This window comes from Actinoplanes sp. NBRC 103695, assembly GCF_030269485.1.
Classification (GTDB): domain Bacteria; phylum Actinomycetota; class Actinomycetes; order Mycobacteriales; family Micromonosporaceae; genus Actinoplanes.
Genome location: NZ_BSTL01000019.1, coordinates 114154 through 138251, shown reverse-complemented (window position 1 = coordinate 138251; position 24098 = coordinate 114154). Strand labels below are relative to the sequence as shown.

Sequence of the window (24098 nt, the reverse complement as noted above, 5' to 3'; positions counted from 1 at the left end):
GGCCGGGTTCACGAAGCCTCCGGTGCTGGACGATCTGCTGCCCCCGCGGTAAGGCGGGCCATCTTCAGGGCCAGGTGCAGGCAGAGGCGCTCGGTGCCGTCCTTGAGGTTGGTGCCGGCGAGCTGCTCGACGCGCTGCAGGCGGTAATAGAGCGTGGTCCGGTGCAGCTGCAGGCGCTCGGCCGTGGCGTGCGCGTTGCCGGCCAGGTCCAGATAGGTCTCCAGCGTCTCCACGAGCACCTGACCGCCGTCCGTGCGCAGCAGCCGCAACAGGCCCGGATGCACGGCCCGCGGGTCCAGACCGCTCTCGTCCAGCAGGCTCACCGCGCGGTAGACGCCCAGCGACGACCACGACGCCACCTCGCCCAGGTCGGGCAGCCGGGCCGCCACCCGGGCCGAGCGCACCGCCTCGTGGTACGACCCCGCCGCGTCGGCCAGCCGCGGGTACGCCTCACCCAGCCCGATCACCGTCCGGGCCACGCCGGGCAGCCGCCGCCGGGCCGTGTGCAGGCTGTCGGTCAGGTGCCGGGCCACCGCCGGCGGCTTCTTGCCCCGCGCGTCGCCGGAGATCAGCAGCAGGCCGTGGTCGCGGCGCATCAGGTGCAGGGCGGACCGGTCGCCGTACCAGCGGCGGGTGAGGACCAGTGCGTGCTCCACGGCGGCCCGGGCCGGCTCGTCGAACGCCGCGTCGCCGACCGGCTGTACGGCCAGCGCCACCACCGGCCCGTCGTTCACCACCAGGCCGTCCTCGAGCAGCTCCTTCGCCGCCTGCTCGCGGCTCTCCGCCACGTCGGACAGCAGCGCCCGGGCCGCCTCCGCCTCCCGCTGCGAGGCCAGATCGCCGAGCAGGCCGGCCCGGTGCAGCAGCCGGGACGCCTCGGCGGCGGCCTCCGCCGCCGCCCGGATGTCCTGATCGGACATCGTGCCGTCGGCGTCGATGAACCACAGGAAGCCGAGCAGCAGGTCACGGTGGACGATCGGCAGGCAGACCCGGGGGAGCAGGCCGAGTTCGGGCGCGGCGGGGGTGCGCATCGGCCCGCGGACCCGGTGTACGCCGTGCGCCCGGAACCAGCCGATCACCTCGGGCGTGGTGTGCCGGCTGAGAATGCTCTCGCGGCGCACCTCGTCCATCGGTTCGGCATGTGACGAATACGCGATGACCAGCTGATGGCTGTCCTCGATCAGTGCCGCACGGCCGACCCGCTGAGCGACGGCGTCGACGATGCGTTGTAAATCCCCGAGCATCAACCCCTCCGTATGCCGATGATTGTCGATGCCGCGGTCACGGATCAAGGCGTGATCTTCGTCAGTTGTCGAAGGCCGGGCGGATTCCTGCCGACACTTGCAGGTATCCGCTGCGTAGTCATGCACCCTAGGTTCCGGACATGCAGCTACCGCACGCAGGGAGACGACGCGCGGCGCTGGCCGTGACGCTAGCCGCCGTCCTGGCCGCCACGTTCTCCGCCACCCCCGCCGAGGCCGCACCGGCCGACCCCGCCACCGGCCCGTTCGCGGTGCTCGACCCCCAGAACTGGGAGAACCCCGACGCGATGACCTGGGACGACTACGTCCCGCCGCCCGGAACCAGCTGGGCGGATCCGGCCCGGCGCGGATCCGTCCGCAACTTCAACATCGCACTGGTCACACTGGACTACCCCGATCAGTCGTTCGTGGTCACCCAGCGGGCCGGATCCACCATCTTCGGCAACCCGCAGCCCGCCGTGCAGAATCTGGCCCGCGACGCGGTACCCGGGTACTACAAGGACCTGCTGAACACGCCGAACACCCTGAACGGCGGCCACACGCTGCACGAGTACTGGATGGAGGACTCCGGCGGGCGCTTCGGCGTGGACCTGACCGCCTTCGGCGCGTACCGGATGCCGGCCAAGTCCTACCAGTACGGCATCACCAACGACATGAACCCCGGCATGTGCCCCAGCGGCGAGACGTGCAACCGCAACATCCGCACCGACGCCCTGGGGGCCTGGCGCACGGCCGTCGGTGACGACGTGGCCAACTCGTTCGAACTGGTCTTCATCCTCTCCGCCGGCCAGGACGAGTCGTCCACCTGGCAGGAGTTCGGCGAGATGAAGTTCCAGAACAAGGAGGCCGTCACCGACGCGTTCGGGCCGCCGGTCGAGCCGCAGCCCAACTACGCGCGCACCCGCTACGTCGAGTGGACGTCGTGGGCGTCGGCCGCCACCATCTGGCCGAACGCCGGCGGCGGGTCGTCGACCCAGGCGGAGAGCTCCGGCATGGGGGTGTACGCGCACGAGCTGAGCCACCTGCTGTCCATCGGGGACAACTACAACAACCCGTACGGCGTGCCGCTGCGCCGGGCGTACACCGGCCCCTGGTCGATGATGTCCCGCGGTTCCTTCAACGGACCCGGTGGCCCGCACACCCGCTGGCAGATCCCCGCGGTCAAGGGCGGCTCGCTCGGCTCCACGCACACGCTGCGGGACAAGGCCAAGATCGGGCTGATCGGGGAGGACAGCATCCTGCGGCTGTCCCGCGAGGCGTTGCCCTCCACCGGGTTGGTGGTGGCGAAGGTGACCGCCCGGACCGTCGTACCCGGAAGCAAGGGTCTGATGGGCCTGAACATCGCGATGAACGGTGACCGGGCGCCCGCCTGCAACATCAACACCGACCCGCTGTGCGACGGCCGCAACTTCCAGAACTACACCGTCGAGGTCGTCGACCGGATGGGCGCCGACTCGTTCACCCCCGACTCCGGCGTCATGATCAGCAAGACCAAGAACACCGATGCCCAGCCGTTCCAGTGGACGATCGACGCCAATCCGCAGGACATCGACATGACCGACTTCATCCGCCCGGACGGCACCCCGGCCAAGATCACCATGGGTGACTACCGGCAGCTGTCCGACGCCCTGTTCCACGCCGGCACCCGCTCCGGCAGCGAGTTCGAGTACACCGACGAGGCCAACCGCCTGCACTTCTACATCCTCGACGTGAAGCGCGACGCCACCGGCGTGCTCTCCTACACCGTGGCGGTGAAGTCGCTGGACGGCGCCGGCGGGCCCAGCGCCCACGACGTGGCGCTGACCAAGGGCACGGTGACCTCCGGCGGCAAGCCGACCAACCGGGGCGTGACCTGCTCGTTCGACCTGACCAACACGGGCACCTACTCGGCCGGTGGCCAGCAGCACCCCGAGGACGTCGCCCAGTACCTGACGTCCGACGTCTACCGCCTGTCGGCGGACGTGGCCGGCCGCGGCTGGAGCGCGACCCTGCCCAACGAACTCGCCACGGCGAAGTTCGGCGCCGGCACCACGGTCAAGGTGGCCGTTGCCGCCACGGCCGACGCCGCGGCGACCGGCTTCGTCAAGCTGACCGCGACCTCCGAGTCCGACCCGGCCAAGACGGTCACCAAGCAGTGCAAGGTCGACAAGTAGGTCCCTGACCGGGGCAGTGGCCGGTTCCCCGTGCCGGTCACTGCCCCCTTATCCGGTTCAGGACACTCTCAGCGCGGTTCGTGCACCCGGTCCACTTTGATCGTGAGGACGACCCGCTGCTGATCGGCGGCGCCCCAGCCGGGGTAGGGCCGGCCCAGGTACTTCCGCGACAGCACGTCGATGTGCTCGCGGGCGTTGTCCGTCGTCGCGGACACCACGCTGCCGCGGACGGCCCACGAGCGTGACGGCGCCGACGGGTCGCTCAGGCCGATGGCGACGCGGGGGTCACGCCCGATGTTGCGGGTCTTCTGGTGGGTGTCCACCGTGTTGATCACGATGTGCTCGCCGTCGGTGTCGACCCAGGTCTGGCTGATCTGCGGCGAACCGTCCGGCATCAGGGTGGTCAGGAAGCAGATCGCCTTCGAGTGGAGGACGTCGAGCAGGGCGGGGGAAAGGGACATCGTCATTTCCTGTCGTCGTGGTAGAGGCGTTCGATGGCCTCGTCGCCCGGCGGTCTGCCGGGCAGGGTGGCGTTCTGCAGACCGGCCAGGCCGATCGCCAGGGCCCGGCGCCACAGGTCGGGGGCGAAACCGCGGGAGGCGTCCATGACACTGCCGACCATCAGGTGGACGGCGACGAAATCGCCCGGCGTCACACCGGCCGGCAGCCGGCCCGCGTCGACGGCCCGCCGGATCATGCCCGTCACCAGCGGTGTCATCCGGGCGCGGGCGCGCACGACCAGCTCGGACGGCCCTTTGCGGCCGCGCAGGAGCTCGCCGAGAGCCCGGTTCGCCGCCTCGAGCTCCAGCTGCCGCTCGAGGAACGAGGTCAGACCGGCCCACGGGTCGCTGACCTCCGCGGACGAGGCGGCGAGCGCCGTCACCGTGTCGATGTGCTGCTGGAACAGAGCCTCCTCGAGGTCCTGCCGCTGCGGGAACCGGCGGTAGATCGTGCCCATCCCCATGCCGGCGGCGCGGGCGATCTCCTCGTACGAGACATCGAGACCGTCCCGGGCCATCAGCTCCGACGCCGTGCGGAGCAGGTGCTCCCGGTTGCGCACGGCGTCGCGGCGCAGCGGTGGGGCGGCCTCGGTCATGCCATGATCATAGACAAGTGGAAGACGGGTTTCCAAGTTGAATCCGAATTCCGGTTACCGAGGCAGTCCGTCAGGGACGTCTTACCGGGTCAGTCCGCCAGGGGGTCTTGCCGGGTCAGTCCGCCAGGGGGTCTTGCCGGGTCAGTCCGCCAGGGACGTCCAGCTGACCGGGTAGGAGCCGAGCTCCGCCGCCGGCACTCGCCGCACCGTGACACCCGGCACCGGGGTCGCGATGTTCAGGTGGGCGCCGCCGCCGAGGTCGACGCACTGCGGGGCCTCGCAGCCGCGCCTGATGGTGACGACCAGGCCGTCCGACCGGTCATACTCGAGGAAGATCACCCCGACGTCGGCGTAGGTGCCGGTCAGGCGATGACCGGGGATGTCGGCGACGACCAGCGGCAGACCGGTCGCCGTGAAATCCTCGCCGCGCCACTGCGGCTGACAGGCCGACGCCGTCAGGGCGAACCCGCCGACCAGCACACCGGCCAGCGCCAGGCCGTAGAGCCGTCGCGGCAACTCCAGCGCGAGGTGGGCGCCGGCCGCGACCACGGCGAACAGCAGGCCGGTCAGCCATCGGCTGCGCGCGCCACCGGACACGGCCACGATCCACGGCAGCAAGATCACCAAGACGATGGGTACGGCCAGATGACGCAACCGCCGTCCGTCGTGCTGGCCGCGCCGTGCCAGCACCACGGCGATCAGCAGTACCGAGGCGAGCACGGACAGCATTGCGTACAGGAAATAGAGGTTGGCGTCGCCCTGGAAGGCCTTGTCCGGCAGGCTCTGCGGCGGCAGCGCGAGAAACGCGACGAGCGCCGTGGCGCCGCTGATCCCCGCATACGGCAACGCCCGCCGGATCGTCCCCATGGCTCGGCATCCTGTCAGAGCGCGGCAACCCGAAATTCGGTAGGCGGAAAGTGCACCAAGGACTGTCGCGATGAGTATCGGCTTCATCGCGCGGCGGCAGTCTCCCGCGCGGCGGCTGTCTCCCGCGCGGCGGCGGGTCCATGCGGGGTGCCCGGGCGTCCGCTCGCCGTTGTTGCCGCCGCTCGCGGCTGGTGTTGGGGTCCGGCTGGGTTTGCCAGGCGCCCGGGTGCCCGCTCAATGTTGTTGCCGCCGCTCGCGCCCGGCGCGGGTTTTTCTGGGTTTGCCAGGCGCCCGGGTGCCCGCTCAATGTTGCTGCCGCCGCTCGCGCCCGGCGCGGGTTTCTGTGGGTTTGCCAGGCGCCGGGGTGCCTGCTCGCCGTTGTTGCCGCCGCTCGCGGTCGTGGCTGGGCGCGGTCGTGGCTGGGCGCGGTCGGTGGTAGGAGCGGGCTCGGGTGGTAGGACGGGCGCGCAGTGGTGGGTCAGGGCGGTATCCGGGCTGAAATGCCGCTCTGAGTCACCACGGTTCGCGAGGGTGGTAGCTCAGAGCGGGGCCTCCGGGGTGGATAGCGCCCGGTCCTACCACCGGTTGCGGGCGTGGTCGGCGCGCAACGGCCGGGCGGCAGCCGGCGCCGGGGATGCCGCTTTGAGCTACCACTCGTGTCCGGGTAAGACTGCGGGCTGCGACTACCACCGTGAGCGGCGGCAGCGACGGTGACCAGGCATCCGGGCGCCTGGCAGACGGCCCAACCCCGCGCCGGGCGCGAGCGGCGGCAGCGACGGTGAGCGGGCACCCGGGGGCCTGGCACCCCAGCCGGACCCAACACCGGCCGCGACCGGCGGCAGCAACGGCGAGCGGGCACCTGGGCGCCTGGCAACCCGGCTCGACCCCACCCAGCGGAAACGCCTGCACTAACGCAACGCACCCGAAAGGATCAGACCGCCTGCGAACAGTCTAGCCTCCTAGGACGCCTTAGAACCCGTGCGCGGGGCAGCAGGCGGCAGCGATGCCACGGGAGTCCGAAAGATGGCGACAGTCGGCTATAAGAGGGCGGGCGCCGGGCGGGACGAGGCCGGGCGCCGCGCGGGATGAGGCGAGGCGCTGCGCGGGGCGAGGCGCGCGGAACGAGGCCGGGCGCCGGGCGGAACGAGGCCGGGCGCCGGGCGGAACGAGGGCGGGCGCCGGGCGGAACGAGGGCGGGCGCCGGGCGGAACGAGGGCGGGCGCCGGGCGGGACGAGGCGAGGCGAGGCGCTGCGCGGAACGCGAGGCGGGTGCCCGGCGGGATGAGACTGGGCGCCGGGCGGGGGAGCTACCCAGAGGGCGGCGCCCGGCCAGGTGGGGCCGGGCGCCGCGAGGGAGTTAAAGGCCGGCGGCGTGGGCCGCGGCGGTGCCACCGACGATCGGGAGCTGGATCTTGCTGTTGCGGAGCTGGTAGGTGATGCGGGCGTTGTTCGGGTCGGCCTGGCTGGAGTACTGCGGGTAGCTGCCCACCACGATCACGCCGATGCGGTGGCCGGCCGGGAAGACGTAGTCCTCGGGCAGCAGCGGGAAGTCGTAGTTGTAGGCCGTGCCTGGCGTCAGCGGCGCCGCCACCCGCAGGGACTGGCGGTTGGCCGCGTCGTGGATGCCCTTGGTGACGATCTCCAGATCCGACGTCGCCACCCGCTTGGCCGTCTGGCGGTAGCAGCCGTCGTCCGTGGCGCTGTTCTCGCCCCAGCAGTCCGACGTGGTCAGCGTGATGATGCCCTCGCCGGACTGGCGGTGGGCCACGCGTTCCGCGGTGCCGTAGTCGACCAGGATCACACCCAGGTTGGTGTCGGTCTTGTCGGCGGCGGCTCGGACCTGCAGGCGGGCGGTGCCGGAGAGGTGCAGCGGGGCGGTCAGCGGGTCCGAGACGTACGCCAGGCGGTTGGCCTGCACGGCGTCGGGGTTCTGGACCATCGTGTTCTGCGACTGCGTCGTGCTGTCCTGCAAGGACTCTGTCACCGGACCGGCGGCGGGCACCAGGCCCAGGTCGCCGCCGGGCTGGAAGTAGACCTCGGTCGGGGTGCTGCCGGGGACCGGCCAGTCGGCGAAGGTCTCCCAGGTGTCGGCGGAGCGCTCGATGTCGATGCGGGGCTCGTCCATGATGCCGTTGGCGACCCCGTGCAGCCAGAAGTCGAACCAGCGGTGCAGCGTGCTCACCCACACCGTGCGGCGCACGTCGAACGGGTCGACGTGGCCCTCCTGGGACAGCCACGCCTTGCGCGGGATGTTGTTCTCGGCCAGCGCGTTCCAGTACTTGCTGAAGTGGTCCGGTCGCACGTTGTCGTCGTTGAGGCCGTGGTAGAACAGCACGCTCGCGGTCTGGTTGGGGACCTTCTTGACATAGCTGCGCTCGTTCCAGAACGCCGTGTAGTCGCCGGTGTCGTCGCCGTCCGCGGCCCCGATCTCGGCCCGCACCGGTGCGCAGTAGGCGCGCCGGTCGGGGTTGGTGACCGTGTTGGCCAGCCCGGACACGTAGTCGTTGCCGCGGGTGACGACGCCGTTGGAGCGGACGTAGTCGTAGTACTCGGTAGGCGGGCTGATCGGCACGACCGTGGTCAGACCCTTGACGCCGGTGACGGCCGTGGACAGGGCGAGCGAGCCGTCGTAGGACTTGCCGACCATGCCGGCCTTGCCGTTGTCCCAGTCGGCCTCGACGATCCGGCCGGCGGCGTCGCGGGCGGTGGCCCGGCCGTTCAGCCAGTTGATCGCCTGCTTGGCGCTGAGGTTGTCCTCGTTGGCGTTGGTGGTCGGGCAGCCGGTCGAGCTGCCGGTGCCGACCATGTCGAGCAGGATCACCGCGTAGCCGCGCGGCACGAAGTAGTTGTCGTAGAACAGCGGCCACTTGTCGAGCAGCCCGTCGCCGTCCAGGTCCTGCTTGCACTCGGACTCGTTGCCGCGGCACACGGTCGTGTAGTAGGGGCTGGCGTCCATGATGACCGGGACCTTGAGGCCCTGCTCGGTGGCGCGCGGCCGGATCACGTCGAAGGCGATGATGTCGCGCAGGCCGTCGTGGTCACTGTCGAAGGTGGAGTCGATGAACAGCTTCTCGCGGATCGCGTCGGAGTAGCCGAAGACCGGCTGGGTCACGCCGTCGGCCACCACGATGGTGGGGGTGTCCGCGGCGCTCGCCGGTGTGGCGCTCACGACCAGCGCGGCCACCGCGATGATGGCGGTCATCCATGGCACTCGTTTCATGGCTGCACCCTAGGTTTCCGCCGTCCACCGTGACCATATGCACGTGTCGGATCAGCCCCGCAGCGAGTCCAACGCTTTGTCGAGCGGCTGATCGGTCTCCAGCAGCACCGGAGCGTCCCCGACCTCCTTGACGGCTGCGCCGTCCCCCAGATCCTTTCCGGGCAGGCCCACGGGTACGGGCGCGGCGTCCGACCAGGCCACGATGCTGGTACGCCCGTTGCCGCTGAACGCCACGCCGGTGAGTCCGTCCTGGTCGACGGGTGACGCCGCGGCGCCCCGTCCCGCCCCGGCGAGCCCGGCGAGCGCGACACCGGCCGGTCGTTCCGCCCCGTCGGGTTCGAGCAGCCCGGCCCGGACCTCGGCGCCGGCCTTGTTGCCGGGGTTGAACGCCAGCGGCAGCCACACCACGTCGACGATCCCGGCGGCGGCCAGTTCCCCGGTCACCTTGGTCATCTCCTCGGCCACCACCTCGGGGGCGGCGTCGGCGGCCTTGTCGAATCGGCCGACCTCCCAGGCGGAGATCGGCACCCCGGCCGGGGTGGTGGCCTTGAGCAGGTCGAGCAGCGGGACGACGCCGTCCGGGTGTTCGTAGAAGTGCAGCTGCCGCACCTGCACGACCTTGTCGGCGAGCAGCTTGTCGGTGACCGCGAGGTAGGCGAGGTTGCGCTGGTTGACCTGGTGGCCGAGGGCGGTCTGGAGCTCGGCGGCGTCGTTGACCTGGGGGATCTGCTTGCCCCGGGTGCCGATGCGCCGGGCGAAGTACACGTCGTAGGCGGCCACCGCCTGGTCGGCCTGCCCGGCCTCGAGCAGCCGGTCGGCGATGCCCATGCCCATGGCGACGCTGCTGATGCCGGAGTCGACGACCTGCGCGGCCGGGTCGGCGGCGTGGACGGCCTCGGCGGCGGCCCGGACGAGCGTGTCGTACTGCTCGGGGGTGCCGGCCCAGTACTGCTGAGCGTTGACCTCGTTCTCGATGGCGTAGCGGGTGACGCCCAGCGGCTGGTACCGCTTCACCAGCGACGTCACGAACGCCTGGTACGCCTTGAGGTCGCGGGGCATCGCCGACTCGGTCTTGTTCGCCTGCCCGCGGGTGTGCTGGGCGGTGCCGCCGGTCGCCCAGCAGACGCCGATCCGGATCTTCAGGTCGAGCCGGATGCCGAGGGCTTTGCTGCGCTGGGCGATCGAGTCCAGGGCGGACCAGTCGGGGGCGCCCTGTGTCTTCTCGACGTCGCACCAGCTGAGCTCGTAGTAGGTCGAGGATCCGGCGAGTTTGCGCAGGTAGGGCTCGAACTGCTGGTACCTGTTCCAGTCCCAGTGCGCGCCGAAGACGGTCCGGCCGGCGACCGGCTTGGGCGCCGGGGGAGCGGAGGTGGGACCCGGCGTGGGAGCGGGTGGCGGCGAGGTGCAGCCGGCCAGGATCAGCAGGGCTGCCAACAAGGCAGGACGTCTCATCGGTAACCCAGTTCCTTGAGCATCGGGCCGGAGAACAGGAAGACCAGCAGGCGCAGGAACGGGTCCAGTTCGCGGCGGTAGGTGCCGACCCGGGACGCGTAGATGGCCGCGTCGGTGCCGGCGGCCGCCCGTCGCTTGTCCGCCTCCACCGTGTATTTGTCGGCCACGTCGTGGGAGCGGTCGGCGTACTCCAGGACGCTCTCCTCCCACTCCTCGCCGAGGAACTCGAAGAGCTCGCGCAGCGTCTTGTCGGGCTGCGCGACGGCCTCCTCGTAGCGGAGCTCGTGGTACTGCTCAGGGGGCAGCTGGGCGCCGAAGGCGCGGGCGGTGCGGATGTAGCGCGGCCACTTGACCACGCACTTGACCGCCGACCAGTAACCGAACCGCTTGCGGTGGGAGACGACCACGTCACGGGCGTCGCGGATGACGTGCACGATCTGCGCGTCCGGGAACACCTCGGTGACGAAGTCGATGCTCAGCGCGTACAGCGGGGTCTTGTCCGCCCAGCGCGCCTTGCCGCGGCCCGCCGCGTAGTCGGCGTGCACCCCGCCGAAGAAGCCGGCGATGCGGCGCAGCCAGTCCTCCCGCGGGAAGCCGAACCGGGCCAGTCGCGGCCAGTCGCGTTTCTCGTCGACGATGCGCCGCAGGTCGGGCAGGAACCGGGTCTCCGGTCCGCAGCTGATCCGCGAGTGCGAGTCGAGCACCAGGCGCAGCATCGTGGTGCCGGACCGCTGGCACCCCACCAGGAAGATCGGACTGTCAGCCACGCTGCGAAACCCCCGCTGTCAGTCGCCCGGTCAGCTCGTCACACATCGTCCGCACGCGCGGGTCGATCGGCAGTTTCTCCCGCGCGGGCCCGGCCACCACGCCCGCCGCGAACGACGGACGGTACGGCAGGTCGAGGAACCCGCACACCCGCCGCGCGGTCGCCTGCGGGTCGCGGACCATGTCGCCGTACGAGACCAGCAGCACGTCCGGCCGGCGGTCCAGCCCGAGCCGGAAGAACAGGTCGTTGCGCACGTACCAGAACAGGGCCGCCGCGGTGTGTTCGTCCATGGTGTCGTAGTCGAAGCTCGCGATCAGCTGCCGGGCGGCCGGCCCGAGCCCGCCGCCCTGCCAGCCGGCGCCGATCGTGCCCTCGGCGACGGCCCGCAGCGCGTTGAGGTTGGCCGGGCCGAACTTGGTCACCTCGGAGCGCGCGCGGTCGTCGACGTCGCGCCACATCCACAGCGCCCGGCCGGGCCGCGGGCCGGGCAGGGCGAGCAGCTCGGTCACCCGGTGGCTGTCGCACAGGGGCTTGACCAGCACGATCCGGTGCCGGCTGCGGCGCAGCACGCGGAGCAGGTCGTCGTCGGGGCGCAGCCGGAACCGGCGGAACACGGCCGCGTCGTTCTCGTTGCGCGCCTCCACCTCGGGGGCCTCGTCCAGGCCGCGGACCAGCATGTTGGTCCCCGAGCGCTGCAGGCCGACCAGGTAGACCGGCTGCGCCTCGCCGGGCGGGGCGCCGTGTGCGCGGCGCCAGCGCCATTTCGACCAGGCGGTGCGCGCCCGCTCGCGCGGGTCGAGCCGGTCCTCGGCGATCAGCCGGCCCAGCCCCTCGCGACGCGCCCAGCGGACGTGACGGACGACGCGGCGCGCGAAATAACGCAGCGCGGATGGCTCGTCGCCGGTCACAGATCCTCCTCGATGCGGTTGGCTTCGGCGGGCAAATGCTAGCGTGACCGCGCTCGATCCCCGCGACCCTCACGACAGGCCTGTGGATAAATGCGCGTCCTGCACGTCAACAAGTTCCTCTATCGGCGCGGTGGCGCCGAGGGCTACCTGTTCGACGTGGCGCGCCTGCAGGAGCGGGCGGGCGACGTCGTCGAGTTCTTCGGGATGGCGCACACCGACAACGACCGTGACCTGACCTATGCCGGGGACTTCCCGTCGCAGGTGGACCTGGAGCCGCCGCCGCCCGGGCTGCGTGGCCGGGCCGCCGCGGCCGCCCGGATGATCTGGTCCACGTCGGCCCGCGACGGGCTGCGCCGGGTCCTCGCCGACTTCCGGCCGGACGTGGTCCACATGCACAACGTGTACCACCAGTTGTCGCCCTCGGTGGTGGCCGCCTGCCGGGACGCCGGGGTGCCGTGCGTGATGACGTTGCACGACTACAAGCTGGCCTGTCCGAGCTACCAGATGCTGGACCGCGGCGTGCCCTGTGACGCGTGCGTGACCGGCGGACCGTGGCAGGCCGCCCGGCGATCCTGCAAGGACGGCTCCCGCTCGGCGAGCACCCTGCTCGCGGTGGAGTCGTGGCTGCACCGCAAGCTCCGGGCGTACGCCGGGGTCGGGGTCTTCATCGCACCGAGCGAGTTTCTGGCCGGGGTGATGACCCGCGCGGGCATCGAGAACGTGCGCGTGCTGCGCCACCCGGTCGACGTCGACAGCCTGGCGGTCAAGGAGCGACCGGGCGGCGGGGTGGTCTACGCCGGTCGGATCGCGAAGGAGAAGGGCGTCGACACCCTGATCAACGCCGCCGAAATAGGACAATTTACGCTGGACATCGCCGGCGACGGACCCGAGCTCCCGCACCTGCCGACGACGGGGGCGACCTTCCACGGTCGGCTGCCGAAAGCCGAGCTGCACCAGCTCATCCGGGGAGCGGCCGTCGTCGCCGTGCCCTCCCGCTGGTACGAGAACCAGCCGCTCGCGGTGCTGGAGGCGTTCGGCTGCGGTGTCCCGGTCGTCGGCACCAGCCTCGGCGGCCTCCCCGAGCTGATCACCCCGGGCGTCGACGGCGAGGTGGTGCCTCCGGACGACGCGGTGGCACTGGCCGGTGCTCTCACCCGTACCCTCGAAGATCTTGATCGTGCCCACCGGATGGGCCGCGCGGGCCGCGGCAAGGTCGAGCGGCTCTTCGGCCCGGCCGACCATCTCGCCGGGCTCAACGCCGCCTACGCCGCGGCCGGGGCGAAGGTGGCAGTCGCGTGATCCGTGTCCTCTACCTGGCCGGCAGCGGCCGCAGCGGCAGCACCCTGGTCACCACCGCGCTCGGCCAGATCGACGGCCTGTTCGCCGCCGGTGAGCTGCGCTATCTCTGGCAGCGGGGGCTCGTCGACGAGCGGCCGTGCGGGTGCGGGCTGTCCTTGCCGGAGTGCCCGGTGTGGAGCGCCGTGCTGGCCGATCTGCCCGCGCACGAGCCGGCGTCGATCGCGGCCGGCCTGCGGGAACGCCTGCGCATGCGGAACCGGCTGAACGTGCCGCCGCACCCCGACGACGCCACGATCACCGCGCTCTACCAGGCGATCCACGCGCACACCGGGGGCGCGGTCATCGTCGACTCGTCCAAACTCCCGCCGTACGGTGTGCTCCTGGCCGGGCTGCCCGGCATCGACCTGCGGGTGCTGCACGTGGTCCGCGATCCGCGCGCGGCCGCCTTCTCCTGGCGCCGCCGCCGGTCGCTGGACGGCGACGAACGCCTGATGACCCGCCACCCGGTGTGGAAGGCCGCGCTGCTCTGGACCGTCTGGAACGGCGCGGTGCTGCGCCGGTGGAGCCGCGGCGCCTACCTGCGCGTCCGCTACGAGGACCTAGTTCAAGATCCACAGACGTGGGTACGCCGGATCGCCGCTTTCGCCGGCGTCTCGTCCGCATCGTTGCCGTTCACCGAGGACGGCCTGCTGGCGCTGGCGCCGACCCACTCCGTGGCCGGTAATCCGGTGCGGCACCGCACCGGAGGCGTCGAGATCCGTGCCGACGACGAGTGGCGCACGGCCATGACCGGCCGGGATAACGCCGTGGTGACGGCGCTGGCCGCCCCGCTGATGGCGCGCCTGGGCTACCCGTTCGGAAAGGGCAGGAAATGAGTCTCGCGGTGGTGGCCGGCACCGGCCGGTGCGGGTCGACGCTGGTGCAGGAGCTGCTGTGCCGGCACCCCGGGATCGGATTCGTCTCCGGGGTGGACGACAAGCTGCCCAAACTCAACCTGGCCGGGAAGCACAACGGCCGCCTCTACCGCCGCGGTGCGCCCCGCCCGTCCGGCATGACGTCGCTGGCGTACAGCCGCAAGCTGCTCGAACGCGGCCGGGTCCGGGTCGCGCCGTCGGAGGCCTATCAGCTGCTCGACCGGCACGTGACGCCCGGCTTCAGCCGCCCCTGCCGTGACCTGCTCGCCTCCGACATGACCCCGTGGGTCTCCGGGCGGGCGCGCGCCTTCTTCGACGCGCGGATCGAGGCGCAGCGCTGCGACCTGCTGCTCCAGCACGTCACCGGCTGGCCGCGGACCGGCTTCCTGCACGCCGTCTACCCCGGCCTCAAGGTGGTCAACGTGGTCCGCGACGGCCGCGCGGTGGTCAACTCCTGGCTGCAGATGGGCTGGTGGGACGGCTGGCGCGGGCCGGAGAACTGGTATCTCGGGCCGCTGCCGCAGCCCTTGCGGGACAGGTGGGAGACCTCCGGGCGATCCTTCCCGGTGCTTGCCGGGCTCGGCTGGGCGATGCTGATGACCGCGTACGCGGACGCGCGCGCCGCCCACCCCGCCGGTCAGTGGCTCGACCTGCGGTACGAGGACGTGGTCGCCGACCCGCGCAAGGAACTCACCAAGGCGCTGGAGTTCCTCGGCCTGGACTGGTCGCCGGAGTTCGAGCAGGGCTTCCGCAAGCACGAGCTGCACGGCGGGCGCGGCGACGCGTACCGCCGCGAACTGACCCCGCCCCAGATCGCCGACGTCGAGGCCGTCCTCGCCGACCAGCTCACCCAGTGGGGCTACGCCGTCTGACCCAGTGGGTCCAGGCCGTCTGACCCAGTGGGTCTAAGCCGTCTGACAGCGCCACAGGATCGGCTCGTTGCCGGTCTTCTCGTCCTTGGTGAAGCCGCTGGAGCCGGCGACGACCCGGCCGTCGTCGCTGAAGCTCTCGATGTCGTACTCCTTGCGCTCGTCCACCGGCAGCCTGGTGATCACCGTGCCGGACACGATCACCGGGGTCCGGCGGGCCACCCCGGCCACCGAGCCGTTCTTGTTGACGAGTGCCGTCGACGCGAGCGCGGTGACGATGCTGTCGTACGTCTCGGCACGGATGTCGTACGTCATCGAGGCGAAAACACGGCCGCCCTCGTCGTCGAACACCGCGCGCCCGGCCACCAGGTCGCCGCTGATCGAAACGGGCCAGAACGCGTCCGCCTTCCGTCCATCGACCTCGGGCAGCGGCATCATCATGGACCTGCTGCCCGGCAGCCACAGGTAGCCGGTCTCCACGTCGTCGCCGATCGACACGGTGCCGACGACGGTGCCGTCCTCGTCGACCGCCTTCGCCGTCCCCGACGTCGCGAGGACCGGCAGTTCCAGCCGCTCGTACTCCCCGCCCGGGTAGGGCCAGCGGACCGGGAAGGGCTTCTCCGCCGGCCCCGCCGAACCCACCACGACGCCCGCGTCGTTGATCGCCTGGGCCGTCGCGCCGACCTGGGACATGGGGAAATACTTGTCCTCCTGGTAGACGTACGAGCGGATGCGGTCGTCGCCGCCGTAACTGGTGCCGACGCCGGTGCCCAGGGAGTTGATGTCCGTGACCGTCGCGTCGGAGCCCGGCATCGCCGTACGCGACAGGATCTTCCCGTCCCGCCAGACGATCGTGAGGACCGGCTTGCCCGGCCGGTAGACCCGGCCGGCCAGGTAACGTCCGCTCGGGTCACCCGCGGTCACCAGGGCCTTCGCGACGCCGTCGGTCGGCAGCGTCGACATCTCGCAGGTCGGCTTCTTCGGCGCCGCCGCTGTCACGCTGGGCAACGGCACCGGCCTCCGGTCGTCGTCCCGTAACGCCGTCGCGACGGCCGTGCCGCCGCCCGCGGTCACCAGGGTCAGCGCGGACACCGCCGCCGTGATCGACCAGCGGCGCATCCGGCGCAGCCGCCGCCCCTCCGCCATCGCCCGGTCCACGTCGAACCGCGGCCGTCCGGAGGGCTCCTCGCGCAGCGGCTCGAGCAGCCGCTGCGCCAGGTCGTCCTGGTTGCTCATCGGGGTGCCCTTCCTGATCGGTACGTGGGGTTCATCGCCGCGTGGTGGTTCATCGGTGCCCGGTAGTTCATCTGTGTCCGGCGGTTCATCTGTGCCTGGCGGCGAACGCCGCCTCGGCCGTCGGGCCGAGCAGCTGACGGAGACGGTCGAGGCCGTGTGAGGTCTGGCTCTTCACGGTGCCGTCGCTGCAGCCGAGGATCCTGGCCACCTCGTGCACCGGCTGGTCGCAGAGGTAGCGCAGCACGAGCACCGCCTGCTGCCGCGGTGGCAGCCGGCGCAACGCCACCCGGACGGTCTCCCGGTCCTCGTACGGGCTCTCCCGGGCGGGTTCCGGATCCGGCGGCCCCCCGACCAGCCGGACCTTCCACCACCCACGCCGCCGGTCGTCGATGAACGCCCGCACCAGAATCGTGTGCACGTACGCATCGACGTTGTCCGCCTTGGCGGCCCGCGACCAGCGCGCGTACAACTTGGTCAGCGTCTCCTGCACGACGTCGTCGGCCTGATGCATGTCACCGCTGAGCAGCAACGCCGTCCGCCGCAACGCGGGCAGCCGCGCCCGCACGTACGCCAGGTATTCACTGTCCGACCCGCTCGGCATGCTTGCCGCTCCTCGTCGCCGCTTGTCTTCCCCCTGTTCGACGGAGATCCCGCGACATCGGTTGTAGCCGATCTCGCGAAAATCCGGTCCGGTCCCGTCGTCCGGGCCGACGCCGCGGCAGTGGAGCAGCGTCGCATCTTCCGGCGGTCAGGGCTGCGACGACACCGCGATCATCGGCGTGCGGGAACCGCTGATCGCGAGGGCCGTCCGGCGCGCCGGGATGCGGGTTGCCGCGACCGCGGCGGCCAGCAGGCCCGCGGCGCCGGCCAGGATGAAGGCAGCCGCGGGAGTTGCCGCGTCTATCAAGGCGCCGGCCGCCGCCGCGCCCAGGGCGGTGCCGACCGAGGTCGCCGTGGCCAGCCAGGAGAACGCCTCGGTGGCCGTGCCGGTCGGCGCGGCGGCGTCGACCATGCCGTAGGCGCTGGCCAGGATCGGCGCGATCGTCGAACCGGCCAGGGTGATCACCACCGCGAAGACCACCATGCCCAGGGAGCCCGCCACCAGCGCCAGATGGCCCACGCCCAGACCGCCCACCAGCAGCGCGAAGCCACGCCCGGCCGCGGCGCCGCCGCCCAGCCGGGTCGCCACCACGCCGCCGGCCAGTGAGCCGACGCCCCACAGCCCGAGCAGCAGGCCGGCCGACGATTCCGCGGCCGCGGCCACGCCCACCTCGGTCGCGCCGAACACCACACCCACCGCGACCAGCACCCCGACCAGGATCCGCATCGCGGGAGAGGCCAGCGCGCCGGCCCGGCGGGATCTGACGCGCGGGCCGGGCCGCCACGTGCGCGACGCAGGGGCCAGGGCGAACAGCGCCGTCGCCGCCACGAGCACGGCCGCCGCGGCGGTCAGCGCGGCGCCCGTTCCCGCCGCCGTGCCCAGGGCCAGGGCCAGCGGGGGACCGGCCACCCAGGTGAGCTCGGTGGCGGTGGCGTCCGCCGCGTACGCCCGCCTCTGCCTCTCGGCGCCCGGCGTGCGCAGGGGGATCAGGGTGCGCATGCACGCGCCGACCGGTGGGGTGGCGGCGCCGATCACCGCGGCGAGCAGCAGCAACACCACCAGGGGAGTGCCGTGGGGTACGGCGGCCGCGGCGACGAGGGCGGCGCCGGACGTCAGCGCCGAGCCGAGCAGGACCGCCGTCTGGCCGCGGCGGTCGACGAGGCGGCCGAGCAGCGGGCCGCCGGCGCCCTGGGCGGCGGCGAGCGCCCCGGCGACGGCCCCCGCCGCCGCATAGGAGCCGGTCAGGTGGTGCGCGTGGACGAGCAGGCCGATGCCGGTGGCGGCCAGCGGCAGCCGGGCGAGGACCGAGGTGGGAAAAAGAGCGACCGAGGTGGAGAAGAGCATGTGGTCACGGTGCCGCCGGACTGGTACCAAAGACAGGTCCAGTCACCCGGGAGAGAAGGGGTCCAGTTGGAGTTACTCCTCTCGGTGTCGCGCGAACGGGCGGGCACCCTCCGCGGCCAGGTGGAACAGGGCCTCCGAACGGCCGTCCGCGACGGCAGCCTGCGCGCCGGTGCGGTGCTGCCCTCGACCCGTGACCTGGCCGCCCAGCTCGGCGTCTCCCGCAAGATCGTCGTCGACGCGTACGCCCAGCTCGCCGCCGAGGGCTACCTGACCATGCGGCAGGGCGCCCGGCCACGGGTCGCGTCGGGGGCGCTCCGGCCGGTCGCGGAGGGCGCCGGCCCGCCGAGCACGCCGTCGCTGCGCTTCGACTTCCGCCCCAGCCGCCCGGACGTCTCGGCTTTTCCGCGCGAGGCCTGGGCGCGTTGCCTGCGCGAGGCGGTCGGCGAGATCAACACCGAGGATCTGGGGTACGGGGATCCGCTCGGTGTTCCCGCACTCCGGGTGGCCTTGGCCGACCATCTCGGGCGAACCCGTGGGGTCGTGGCCTCACCCGGCCTGACCGTCGTCACCAACGGCTATCTGCACGGCCTGGGTTCGATCTGCCATGCGCTGCGTGCCCGTGGCGCCCGCACGATCGCGATCGAGCATCCGGGCAACCCGGAGCAGACGGCCATCGCCGCGCGGGCGGGACTGACGCCGGTCCGGGCGCCCGTCGACGAGCTCGGGCTGCGCGTCGCCGACCTGCCCGGCGACGTGGACGCGGTCGTCGTCACGCCCGCCCACCAGCACCCCACGGGTGTGGTGCTGGCGCCGTCGCGCCGGGCGGAACTGATCGCTCTGCTGCGGTCGCGGGGCGCGCTGGCGATCGAGGACGACTACGACGCCGAGTACCGCTACGACCGGCCGGCGGTCGGCGCGCTGCAGGGCCTCGACCCGGAGCACGTCGTCTACTGCGGCACCACGAGCAAGGTGCTGGCCCCGGCGCTGCGGCTGGGCTGGCTGGTGGCGCCGCCCGCGCTCACGGCGGCTCTGCGCGCGCTGCCGGAGCTGGGCTCGGCGCGGGTCGAGCAGCTCGCGTTCGCCCGTTTCGTGGAGCGCGGCGACCTGGACCGGCACCTGCGCCGGATGCGCCTGCGCTACCGCCGCCGCCGGGACGCGATGGTCGCCGCGCTGGCCGCGTCCCTGCCGTCGGCGGAGCTGCACGGCATCGCGGCCGGCCTGCACGTGACCGTCGCCCTGCCCGGCGTCGTCGACGAGCCGGCGCTGCTGCGCGTCGCCCGGATGCGCGGCATCGGCCTGGCGACGCTCGCCGACTACGGCCACACGTCCGGCCGCCCGACGCTGATCCTCGGCTACTCGCAGATGACCGAGGCGCGGATCACCGCCGGGGTGGCGGAGCTGGCCACGCTCGTCGGTTAGACCTGCTGGGTCTCGGTCTTGTCGGGGTGCCGCTCGACGGTGCTCTCCTTGACGAACTTCCCGGAGCCGGCGCTGCGGTTGACCTCGTGGTCCCCGCCGGTGTGGTCGCCGCCGACCTGTTCCGTGGTGGTCGTGCCCGGGTCCTGCTCCACCTTGCTCTCCTCGACGAACTTGCCGGTGCTCGCGCTGCGGTTGACGTCGTGCTCGGCCATCGGTGGTGCCTCCTGCTGCTCGGTGGATGTGCTGCCTGCTCGGTGGATGTGCTGCTTGCTCGGTGATGTGCTGGGAAGGGGATTCCCGGCGCGAAAACACCCCAAACAATCGCGCCGGGTGGCACCGGCGAAACTCGTGGCATGTCCGCAAGCGCCCTCGTGACCGCCCTCGAGCTGGCCGGCCTCTACGTCTTCGCCACCTCGGGCGCCCTGCTCGCGATCCAGAAGGGCTTCGACGTCGTCGGCATCCTGATGCTGGCCATGCTCACCGCGCTCGGCGGCGGCATCCTCCGCGACCTGATCATCGGCGACACGCCGCCGGCCGCGTTCACCGAGGTCATCTACCTGATCATCCCGCTGGTCGCGGCGGTGGTGACGTTCTTCGCCCATCCGCTGGTGCAGCGGCTGGCCTTCACGGTGCTGGTCTTCGACGCGGCCGGGCTCGGCCTGTTCTGCGTCACCGGCACGCTCAAGGCCCTGGACTTCGACCTGGGCCCGGTCCAGGCGGTGCTGCTGGGCATCACGACCGCGGTCGGCGGCGGCGTCATGCGTGACATCACCGCCCGCGAGACCCCCAGCCTGGTCAGGACCGATTCCGAGCTGTACGCGATCCCGGCCGCGATCGGCGCCACTCTGGTCGCCTGCGCCCACTACACGGGACTGTCCACGATCGTCGTGGCCACCGGCGCCGCGATCCTGGTCTTCGCCCTGCGCATCACCGCGATGCTCCGCCACTGGCGCGCCCCGTACGCAAGGGTCCGGTCCTAGGCCGGAGTGGACCGGGGCGGCCGGACGATCGTCGACGCGCTGAGGGACCTGCCGTTCGGGCCGCCGGGCACGATCCCGCCGCGGCTGCGGGGTTTCCCGTTCGACCAGGGCAAGAACGACCGCCGGGTCGTCTTCGGCGCGGAAAAGCAACGACTCCGGTAGAGATCCGGAAGGTCGACGGTAGATCTATTTGCGCGCCGGACGCCGCGAAAAACGACCTTTCGCCCCGGGCTGATTCATCTAATTATTCATCTGTTATTTGTCGTACACTGGCCCCGTGGTGGCGCCGAAACCCTTGCCCAGCTTGGGTTGGCGCTTCTGCCTCCGGTCTTCTGTACACCGTGACGGTGCTTTGACATACTTATGACCTTCAATCTTTGGCAATTCTTGATCTTTTCGGGATTGGGGTCGCGCATTGGCGTCAAAAGCGTCCGAAGTGAATGTCGGACTTGTGGCCGAGTTCGAATCCGGCCCGGCGGACAGGAAAGCCTGAGGTGGCGGGGCCCCCGCCGGGTTGGGAGTCCGTCAGCACGTCGGACGACAGTGATCCCTGGTCCGATGTGACCATCGGGATCATCGCCGCGCTGCCGGTGGAGTCGGCGGCGATGAGCACACTGATCAGCGAGCCGATCACCGCCCGGGTGGCCCGGGACCCCTGCGGGTACCGCATCGGTCACCTGGCCAGCACCGATCCGGACCGCCCGCATCGGGTCGTGCTCGCCACCCTGCCCGAGGACAACAACCGGAACGCCGCGACCACGTGTACGAACATGCTGCGCAGCTTTCCTCGACTGCGCAGCGTCATTCTCACCGGGATCGCCGGCGGCGTGCCGGCTCCCGAGGACCCGCAGCGTCACGTGCGGCTCGGTGATGTGGTGATCGCAGCGGACGGCGTGGTCGACATCGGCCACACGCGGCAAGGGTGTGGCGTCGCCGAGCTGCGCCGTCCGCTGGGCGGCCTGTCGATGGACCTGAAGCGTGCCGCCAATCATCTGCAGGAACTCGTCGTCCTCGACCAGCCGTTCCCCTGGCGGGAACTGCTCGAGCCGGCCCACGACCGGCCGATGGCCGTCTTCGCCCGGCCCTCGCCGGACAGGGACGTCCTCCATCGCGGTGACCGGCGGATCCCGCATCCGCCGCCGGAGGCATCCGGCCACCGTGGCGCGGAGCCCCGGGTGCACTTCGGGCTGATCGCCTCCGGCGACACGCTTCTCGTCGACGAGAGCACCCGCAATGAGCTCTCCGCACGCCACCGTGTGCTGGCATTCGAGATGGAGGCGGCCGGCATGGCCGCGAGCGCCTCTCATCACGGTGTGCCCTGGTTCGTGGTGCGCGGCATCGTGGACTACTGCGACCGGCACAAGAACGACGACTGGCACCGGTACGCCTCGCTGGTCTCGGCGGGATGCGTCCGGGCCGTCCTGGCCGCCTGCCCGCCGTTCCCGGTCTGGCGCACGTCGGCCGGTGGCGTGTCCGCGCTGCTGCCCGAGTGGACCCTCGACCGGCTGCGCACGCTGCTCAGGCAGGCCACCGCGGTGGATCCCAGCGAGATCTGGCAGGCGGCAACCGGCGGGCTCATCCCGCTTCCGGAACGCTCCTGCACGCTGGGGGAGATGGTCGTGCTGCTGGCCGGCCGCAACGCCGGCCCGGACCGTGTGCCGCCGCTGCTGGCACTCGTCGAGCAGGTCGTCGTCCGGGTCGAGCAACCCCTCGGCACCTTGTTGCGCGCGTGGATCGACAACGAGGCCGAGCCGCAGGCCCACATCGGTGAGCCGCTGCGCGCCTATCGGGCGGCGGCCGAGGAGCAGCGCCGGGGAGCCACCACGCGGCCCGGGTGGCGACCGCCCGTCCGGCCGTGCCTGCTGATCCAGGTCGAGCGGGACGGCATCGACCGTGACCTGTGCGAGGTGAGGTACTGGATCCAGCGCCGGGCGCACACCTGGCAGCCGGAGCCGAGCTCGCTGCGCTCCACGACCTTCCAGGAGGTCGAGCGGGTGATGGAGGAGGCGATCCGGCACGCCGAGTCGATCTGGCTGGGCAGCGACGAGGGCGACCCGGTCGAGATCGAGCTGCTCCTGCCCACCGACCTGCTGCACCTGGCGGTCGAGTGGTTCCGCACGGAACTGGAGGCGCCCGCTCCCACCCCCCTGTGCCTCGACTACCCGGTCGTCGTCCGCAGCCTCGACCGGATGCGTGCCCCGCACCGGCAACGGGTCTGGACCAGCCGGTGGCGGCGGTTGTGGCAGCCGCCGCTCGGCCATCGGGTGTTGTGGGGGCGCACCCACGAGCACAACGGGGATCTGGCAGCGTGGAACGCCCAGCTGCGCCGGGACCGGGACCTCACCACGGTGGTGCTCGGCAGTGCGCCGCAGGAGGCCGGCGGCGGTGACGAACTGCTGTCGGCGCTGAACGCCGGCATCCCGGTGATCCTCTGGGATCGCCGATCTCCGCTGACCCCGGAGGCCTCCGCGCTGATCGGCCGGCTCCTCGACGGCGAGCCCGCCGAGGTCGCGCCCCGCATCCGGACGCTGCGCATGGAGGCCGCTGAGCTCAAGCCGGACGAGTGGGGCCTGCACCCCGGCCATCATCTGGCGCTGCTCTGGGACGACCCGGACCGCAACGTCTACGACGCGGGCGCGGGCAGCGGCGCACCGCAGGGAGAGGCGAAACTATGACCAGCGCCGCACCCCGTCTCAGGGACCTCGACGACCAGCGGCCGAGCTGGTGGCACTACCACGGCGACGGGGTGCCGGCCGCCGATCCGAGCCGGTTGGTCCTCCCCGATCCGCCGAACTGGCGCCTGTTCGAGGGCGAACCGGTGCAGCCCCCGCCGGGAGAGGACAGCGAGGAGACCGAACGCAAGCTGGGCCGGCCGGACGTCTTCCCGCCCCGCCGTGCGGATCGGCAGGAGTGCGACATGGTCAACGCGGCGATCCTGCTGCGACGTCCGCTGCTGGTGACCGGGCAGCCCGGCAGCGGCAAGTCGGCGATCGCCTTCCGGGTGGCGCGCGAGCTGGGACTCGGGCGGGTCCTGCAGTGGGCGATCACCAGCCGGACCGCCCTGCGATCGGGACTCTACGAGTACGACGCCATCGGCCGGGCCCAAGCCGTGACCTCCGCGCCCGACGCCGAGCGGCGAACCGGCGACTTCGTCCGGCTCGGACCCCTGGGCACCGCCCTGCTCGCCTACGAACGGCCCCGGGTCCTGCTGGTCGACGAGCTCGACAAGAGCGACATCGACCTGCCCAACGACCTGCTCGACGTCTTCGAGAGGGGTCAGTTCCCGATCCCCGAGCTGGTGCGCGTGAGCCGTCACGAGGGGGAGGCCTCGGTCTACACCGACGATCCGGGCGCGGTGGCCGCCATTCGGGAGGGCCGGGTCCGCTGCCGTGCGTTCCCCATCGTGGTGATCACCAGCAACGGCGAGCGTGAGTTCCCACCGGCGTTCCTGCGCCGCTGCCTCCTGCTCGAGCTGCCGATGCCGTCGGCCGCGGACCTCGCCGCCATGGTGCGCGCCCAGCTGCCCGACGCCGCGGACGGCCGGCCCGACTTGATCAACGACTTCCTGAGCCGGGGCACTCATGACGTGCTCGCCCGTGATCAGCTGCTCAACGCCTTCTACCTGACCAACTCCGGGGCGTACAGCCAGGACGACGAGGCGTGGCAGCGGCTGATCACCGCCATCTGGCACTCGCTCGCCCAGGAGCGTTGA

Annotated in this window: 21 protein-coding genes; 9 read left to right on the top strand and 12 right to left on the bottom strand. The window is 71.8% G+C overall.

Translation table 11 applies throughout. The features are described from left to right. Window positions 1–8 precede the first annotated feature (8 nt). Window positions 9–1244, bottom strand: coding sequence for a PucR family transcriptional regulator (locus tag QSK31_RS31595; protein ID WP_285688218.1), 1236 nt, complete (start codon window positions 1242–1244; stop codon window positions 9–11). Between the two features lie 140 nt (window positions 1245–1384). Here QSK31_RS31595 and QSK31_RS31590 point away from each other — a divergent pair, with 140 nt between their 5' ends. Then, window positions 1385–3415, top strand: coding sequence for a M6 family metalloprotease domain-containing protein (locus QSK31_RS31590; protein WP_285688217.1), 2031 nt, complete (start codon window positions 1385–1387; stop codon window positions 3413–3415). Window positions 3416–3483: 68 nt separating this feature from the next. On the opposite strand, the gene QSK31_RS31585 is transcribed toward QSK31_RS31590, so the two are convergent. The 7 genes from QSK31_RS31585 to QSK31_RS31555 form a co-directional block, all read right to left on the bottom strand. Continuing rightward, window positions 3484–3876, bottom strand: a complete 393-nt coding sequence (locus QSK31_RS31585; RefSeq protein WP_285688216.1) for a TIGR03618 family F420-dependent PPOX class oxidoreductase — start codon at window positions 3874–3876, stop codon at window positions 3484–3486. A 2-nt stretch (window positions 3877–3878) separates the two neighbouring features. Continuing rightward, complete coding sequence (locus QSK31_RS31580) at window positions 3879–4511, bottom strand: TetR/AcrR family transcriptional regulator (RefSeq protein ID WP_285688215.1); 633 nt, start codon at window positions 4509–4511, stop codon at window positions 3879–3881. 141 nt (window positions 4512–4652) lie between these two features. After that, complete coding sequence (locus tag QSK31_RS31575; protein WP_285688214.1) at window positions 4653–5378, bottom strand: hypothetical protein; 726 nt, start codon at window positions 5376–5378, stop codon at window positions 4653–4655. 1357 nt (window positions 5379–6735) lie between these two features. After that, the gene (locus QSK31_RS31570) at window positions 6736–8598 is read right to left on the bottom strand and encodes a CocE/NonD family hydrolase (protein WP_285688213.1); all 1863 of its coding nucleotides are present in this window, start codon (window positions 8596–8598) and stop codon (window positions 6736–6738) included. A 51-nt stretch (window positions 8599–8649) separates the two neighbouring features. Beyond that, the gene (locus QSK31_RS31565; RefSeq protein WP_285688212.1) at window positions 8650–10050 is read right to left on the bottom strand and encodes a hypothetical protein; all 1401 of its coding nucleotides are present in this window, start codon (window positions 10048–10050) and stop codon (window positions 8650–8652) included. After that, window positions 10047–10817, bottom strand: a complete 771-nt coding sequence (locus QSK31_RS31560) for a sulfotransferase family protein (protein WP_285688210.1) — start codon at window positions 10815–10817, stop codon at window positions 10047–10049. The genes QSK31_RS31565 and QSK31_RS31560 overlap by 4 nt, the downstream gene beginning before the upstream one ends. Continuing rightward, window positions 10810–11724, bottom strand: coding sequence for a sulfotransferase family protein (locus QSK31_RS31555; RefSeq protein WP_285688208.1), 915 nt, complete (start codon window positions 11722–11724; stop codon window positions 10810–10812). Before QSK31_RS31555 ends, QSK31_RS31560 begins: the two co-directional genes overlap by 8 nt. 90 nt (window positions 11725–11814) lie before the next feature. On the opposite strand from QSK31_RS31555, the gene QSK31_RS31550 reads away from it, so the two are divergent. Genes QSK31_RS31550 through QSK31_RS31540 form a run of 3 tightly spaced genes read left to right on the top strand, consistent with a single transcriptional unit; the run spans window position 11815 to window position 14809 of the window. Beyond that, the gene (locus QSK31_RS31550; RefSeq protein ID WP_285688207.1) at window positions 11815–13023 is read left to right on the top strand and encodes a glycosyltransferase; all 1209 of its coding nucleotides are present in this window, start codon (window positions 11815–11817) and stop codon (window positions 13021–13023) included. Continuing rightward, window positions 13020–13898, top strand: a complete 879-nt coding sequence (locus QSK31_RS31545; RefSeq protein WP_285688206.1) for a sulfotransferase family protein — start codon at window positions 13020–13022, stop codon at window positions 13896–13898. The genes QSK31_RS31550 and QSK31_RS31545 overlap by 4 nt, the downstream gene beginning before the upstream one ends. Beyond that, window positions 13895–14809 carry a sulfotransferase family protein gene (locus tag QSK31_RS31540; RefSeq protein ID WP_285688205.1) on the top strand — a complete coding sequence of 305 codons (915 nt, stop codon included), beginning with the start codon at window positions 13895–13897 and terminating at the stop codon, window positions 14807–14809. Before QSK31_RS31545 ends, QSK31_RS31540 begins: the two co-directional genes overlap by 4 nt. A gap of 33 nt (window positions 14810–14842) precedes the next feature. Here QSK31_RS31540 and QSK31_RS31535 read toward each other — a convergent pair whose 3' ends face one another. From QSK31_RS31535 to QSK31_RS31525, 3 genes are all read right to left on the bottom strand, one after another. Beyond that, entirely contained in the window at window positions 14843–16042 is a 1200-nt protein-coding gene (locus QSK31_RS31535) for a hypothetical protein (RefSeq protein ID WP_285688204.1), read from the bottom strand. Between the two features lie 85 nt (window positions 16043–16127). Next, window positions 16128–16643, bottom strand: a complete 516-nt coding sequence (locus tag QSK31_RS31530) for a SigE family RNA polymerase sigma factor (protein ID WP_285688203.1) — start codon at window positions 16641–16643, stop codon at window positions 16128–16130. A 147-nt stretch (window positions 16644–16790) separates the two neighbouring features. Next, window positions 16791–17987: an MFS transporter gene (locus tag QSK31_RS31525; RefSeq protein WP_285688201.1), complete on the bottom strand. Its 1197-nt coding sequence runs from the start codon at window positions 17985–17987 to the stop codon at window positions 16791–16793. Between the two features lie 66 nt (window positions 17988–18053). Between QSK31_RS31525 and pdxR the strand changes: the two genes are divergently transcribed. Beyond that, window positions 18054–19406, top strand: a complete 1353-nt coding sequence (gene pdxR, locus QSK31_RS31520) for a MocR-like pyridoxine biosynthesis transcription factor PdxR (protein WP_285688199.1) — start codon at window positions 18054–18056, stop codon at window positions 19404–19406. On the opposite strand, the gene QSK31_RS31515 is transcribed toward pdxR, so the two are convergent. Then, window positions 19403–19618 (bottom strand): hypothetical protein, encoded by a 216-nt coding sequence (locus tag QSK31_RS31515; RefSeq protein WP_285688197.1) that lies wholly within the window; start codon window positions 19616–19618, stop codon window positions 19403–19405. The genes pdxR and QSK31_RS31515 overlap by 4 nt on opposite strands. 141 nt (window positions 19619–19759) lie before the next feature. Here QSK31_RS31515 and QSK31_RS31510 point away from each other — a divergent pair, with 141 nt between their 5' ends. The 4 genes from QSK31_RS31510 (at window position 19760) to QSK31_RS31495 (ending at window position 24098) form a co-directional block, all read left to right on the top strand. After that, complete coding sequence (locus tag QSK31_RS31510; RefSeq protein ID WP_285688195.1) at window positions 19760–20386, top strand: trimeric intracellular cation channel family protein; 627 nt, start codon at window positions 19760–19762, stop codon at window positions 20384–20386. Between the two features lie 6 nt (window positions 20387–20392). Next, window positions 20393–20548, top strand: coding sequence for a hypothetical protein (locus QSK31_RS31505; protein ID WP_285688194.1), 156 nt, complete (start codon window positions 20393–20395; stop codon window positions 20546–20548). A 398-nt stretch (window positions 20549–20946) separates the two neighbouring features. Continuing rightward, window positions 20947–23061 carry a VMAP-C domain-containing protein gene (locus QSK31_RS31500; protein ID WP_285688193.1) on the top strand — a complete coding sequence of 705 codons (2115 nt, stop codon included), beginning with the start codon at window positions 20947–20949 and terminating at the stop codon, window positions 23059–23061. Continuing rightward, a complete protein-coding gene (locus QSK31_RS31495) occupies window positions 23058–24098 on the top strand; it encodes an AAA family ATPase (protein ID WP_285688191.1) in 1041 nt (346 codons plus the stop codon). The genes QSK31_RS31500 and QSK31_RS31495 overlap by 4 nt, the downstream gene beginning before the upstream one ends.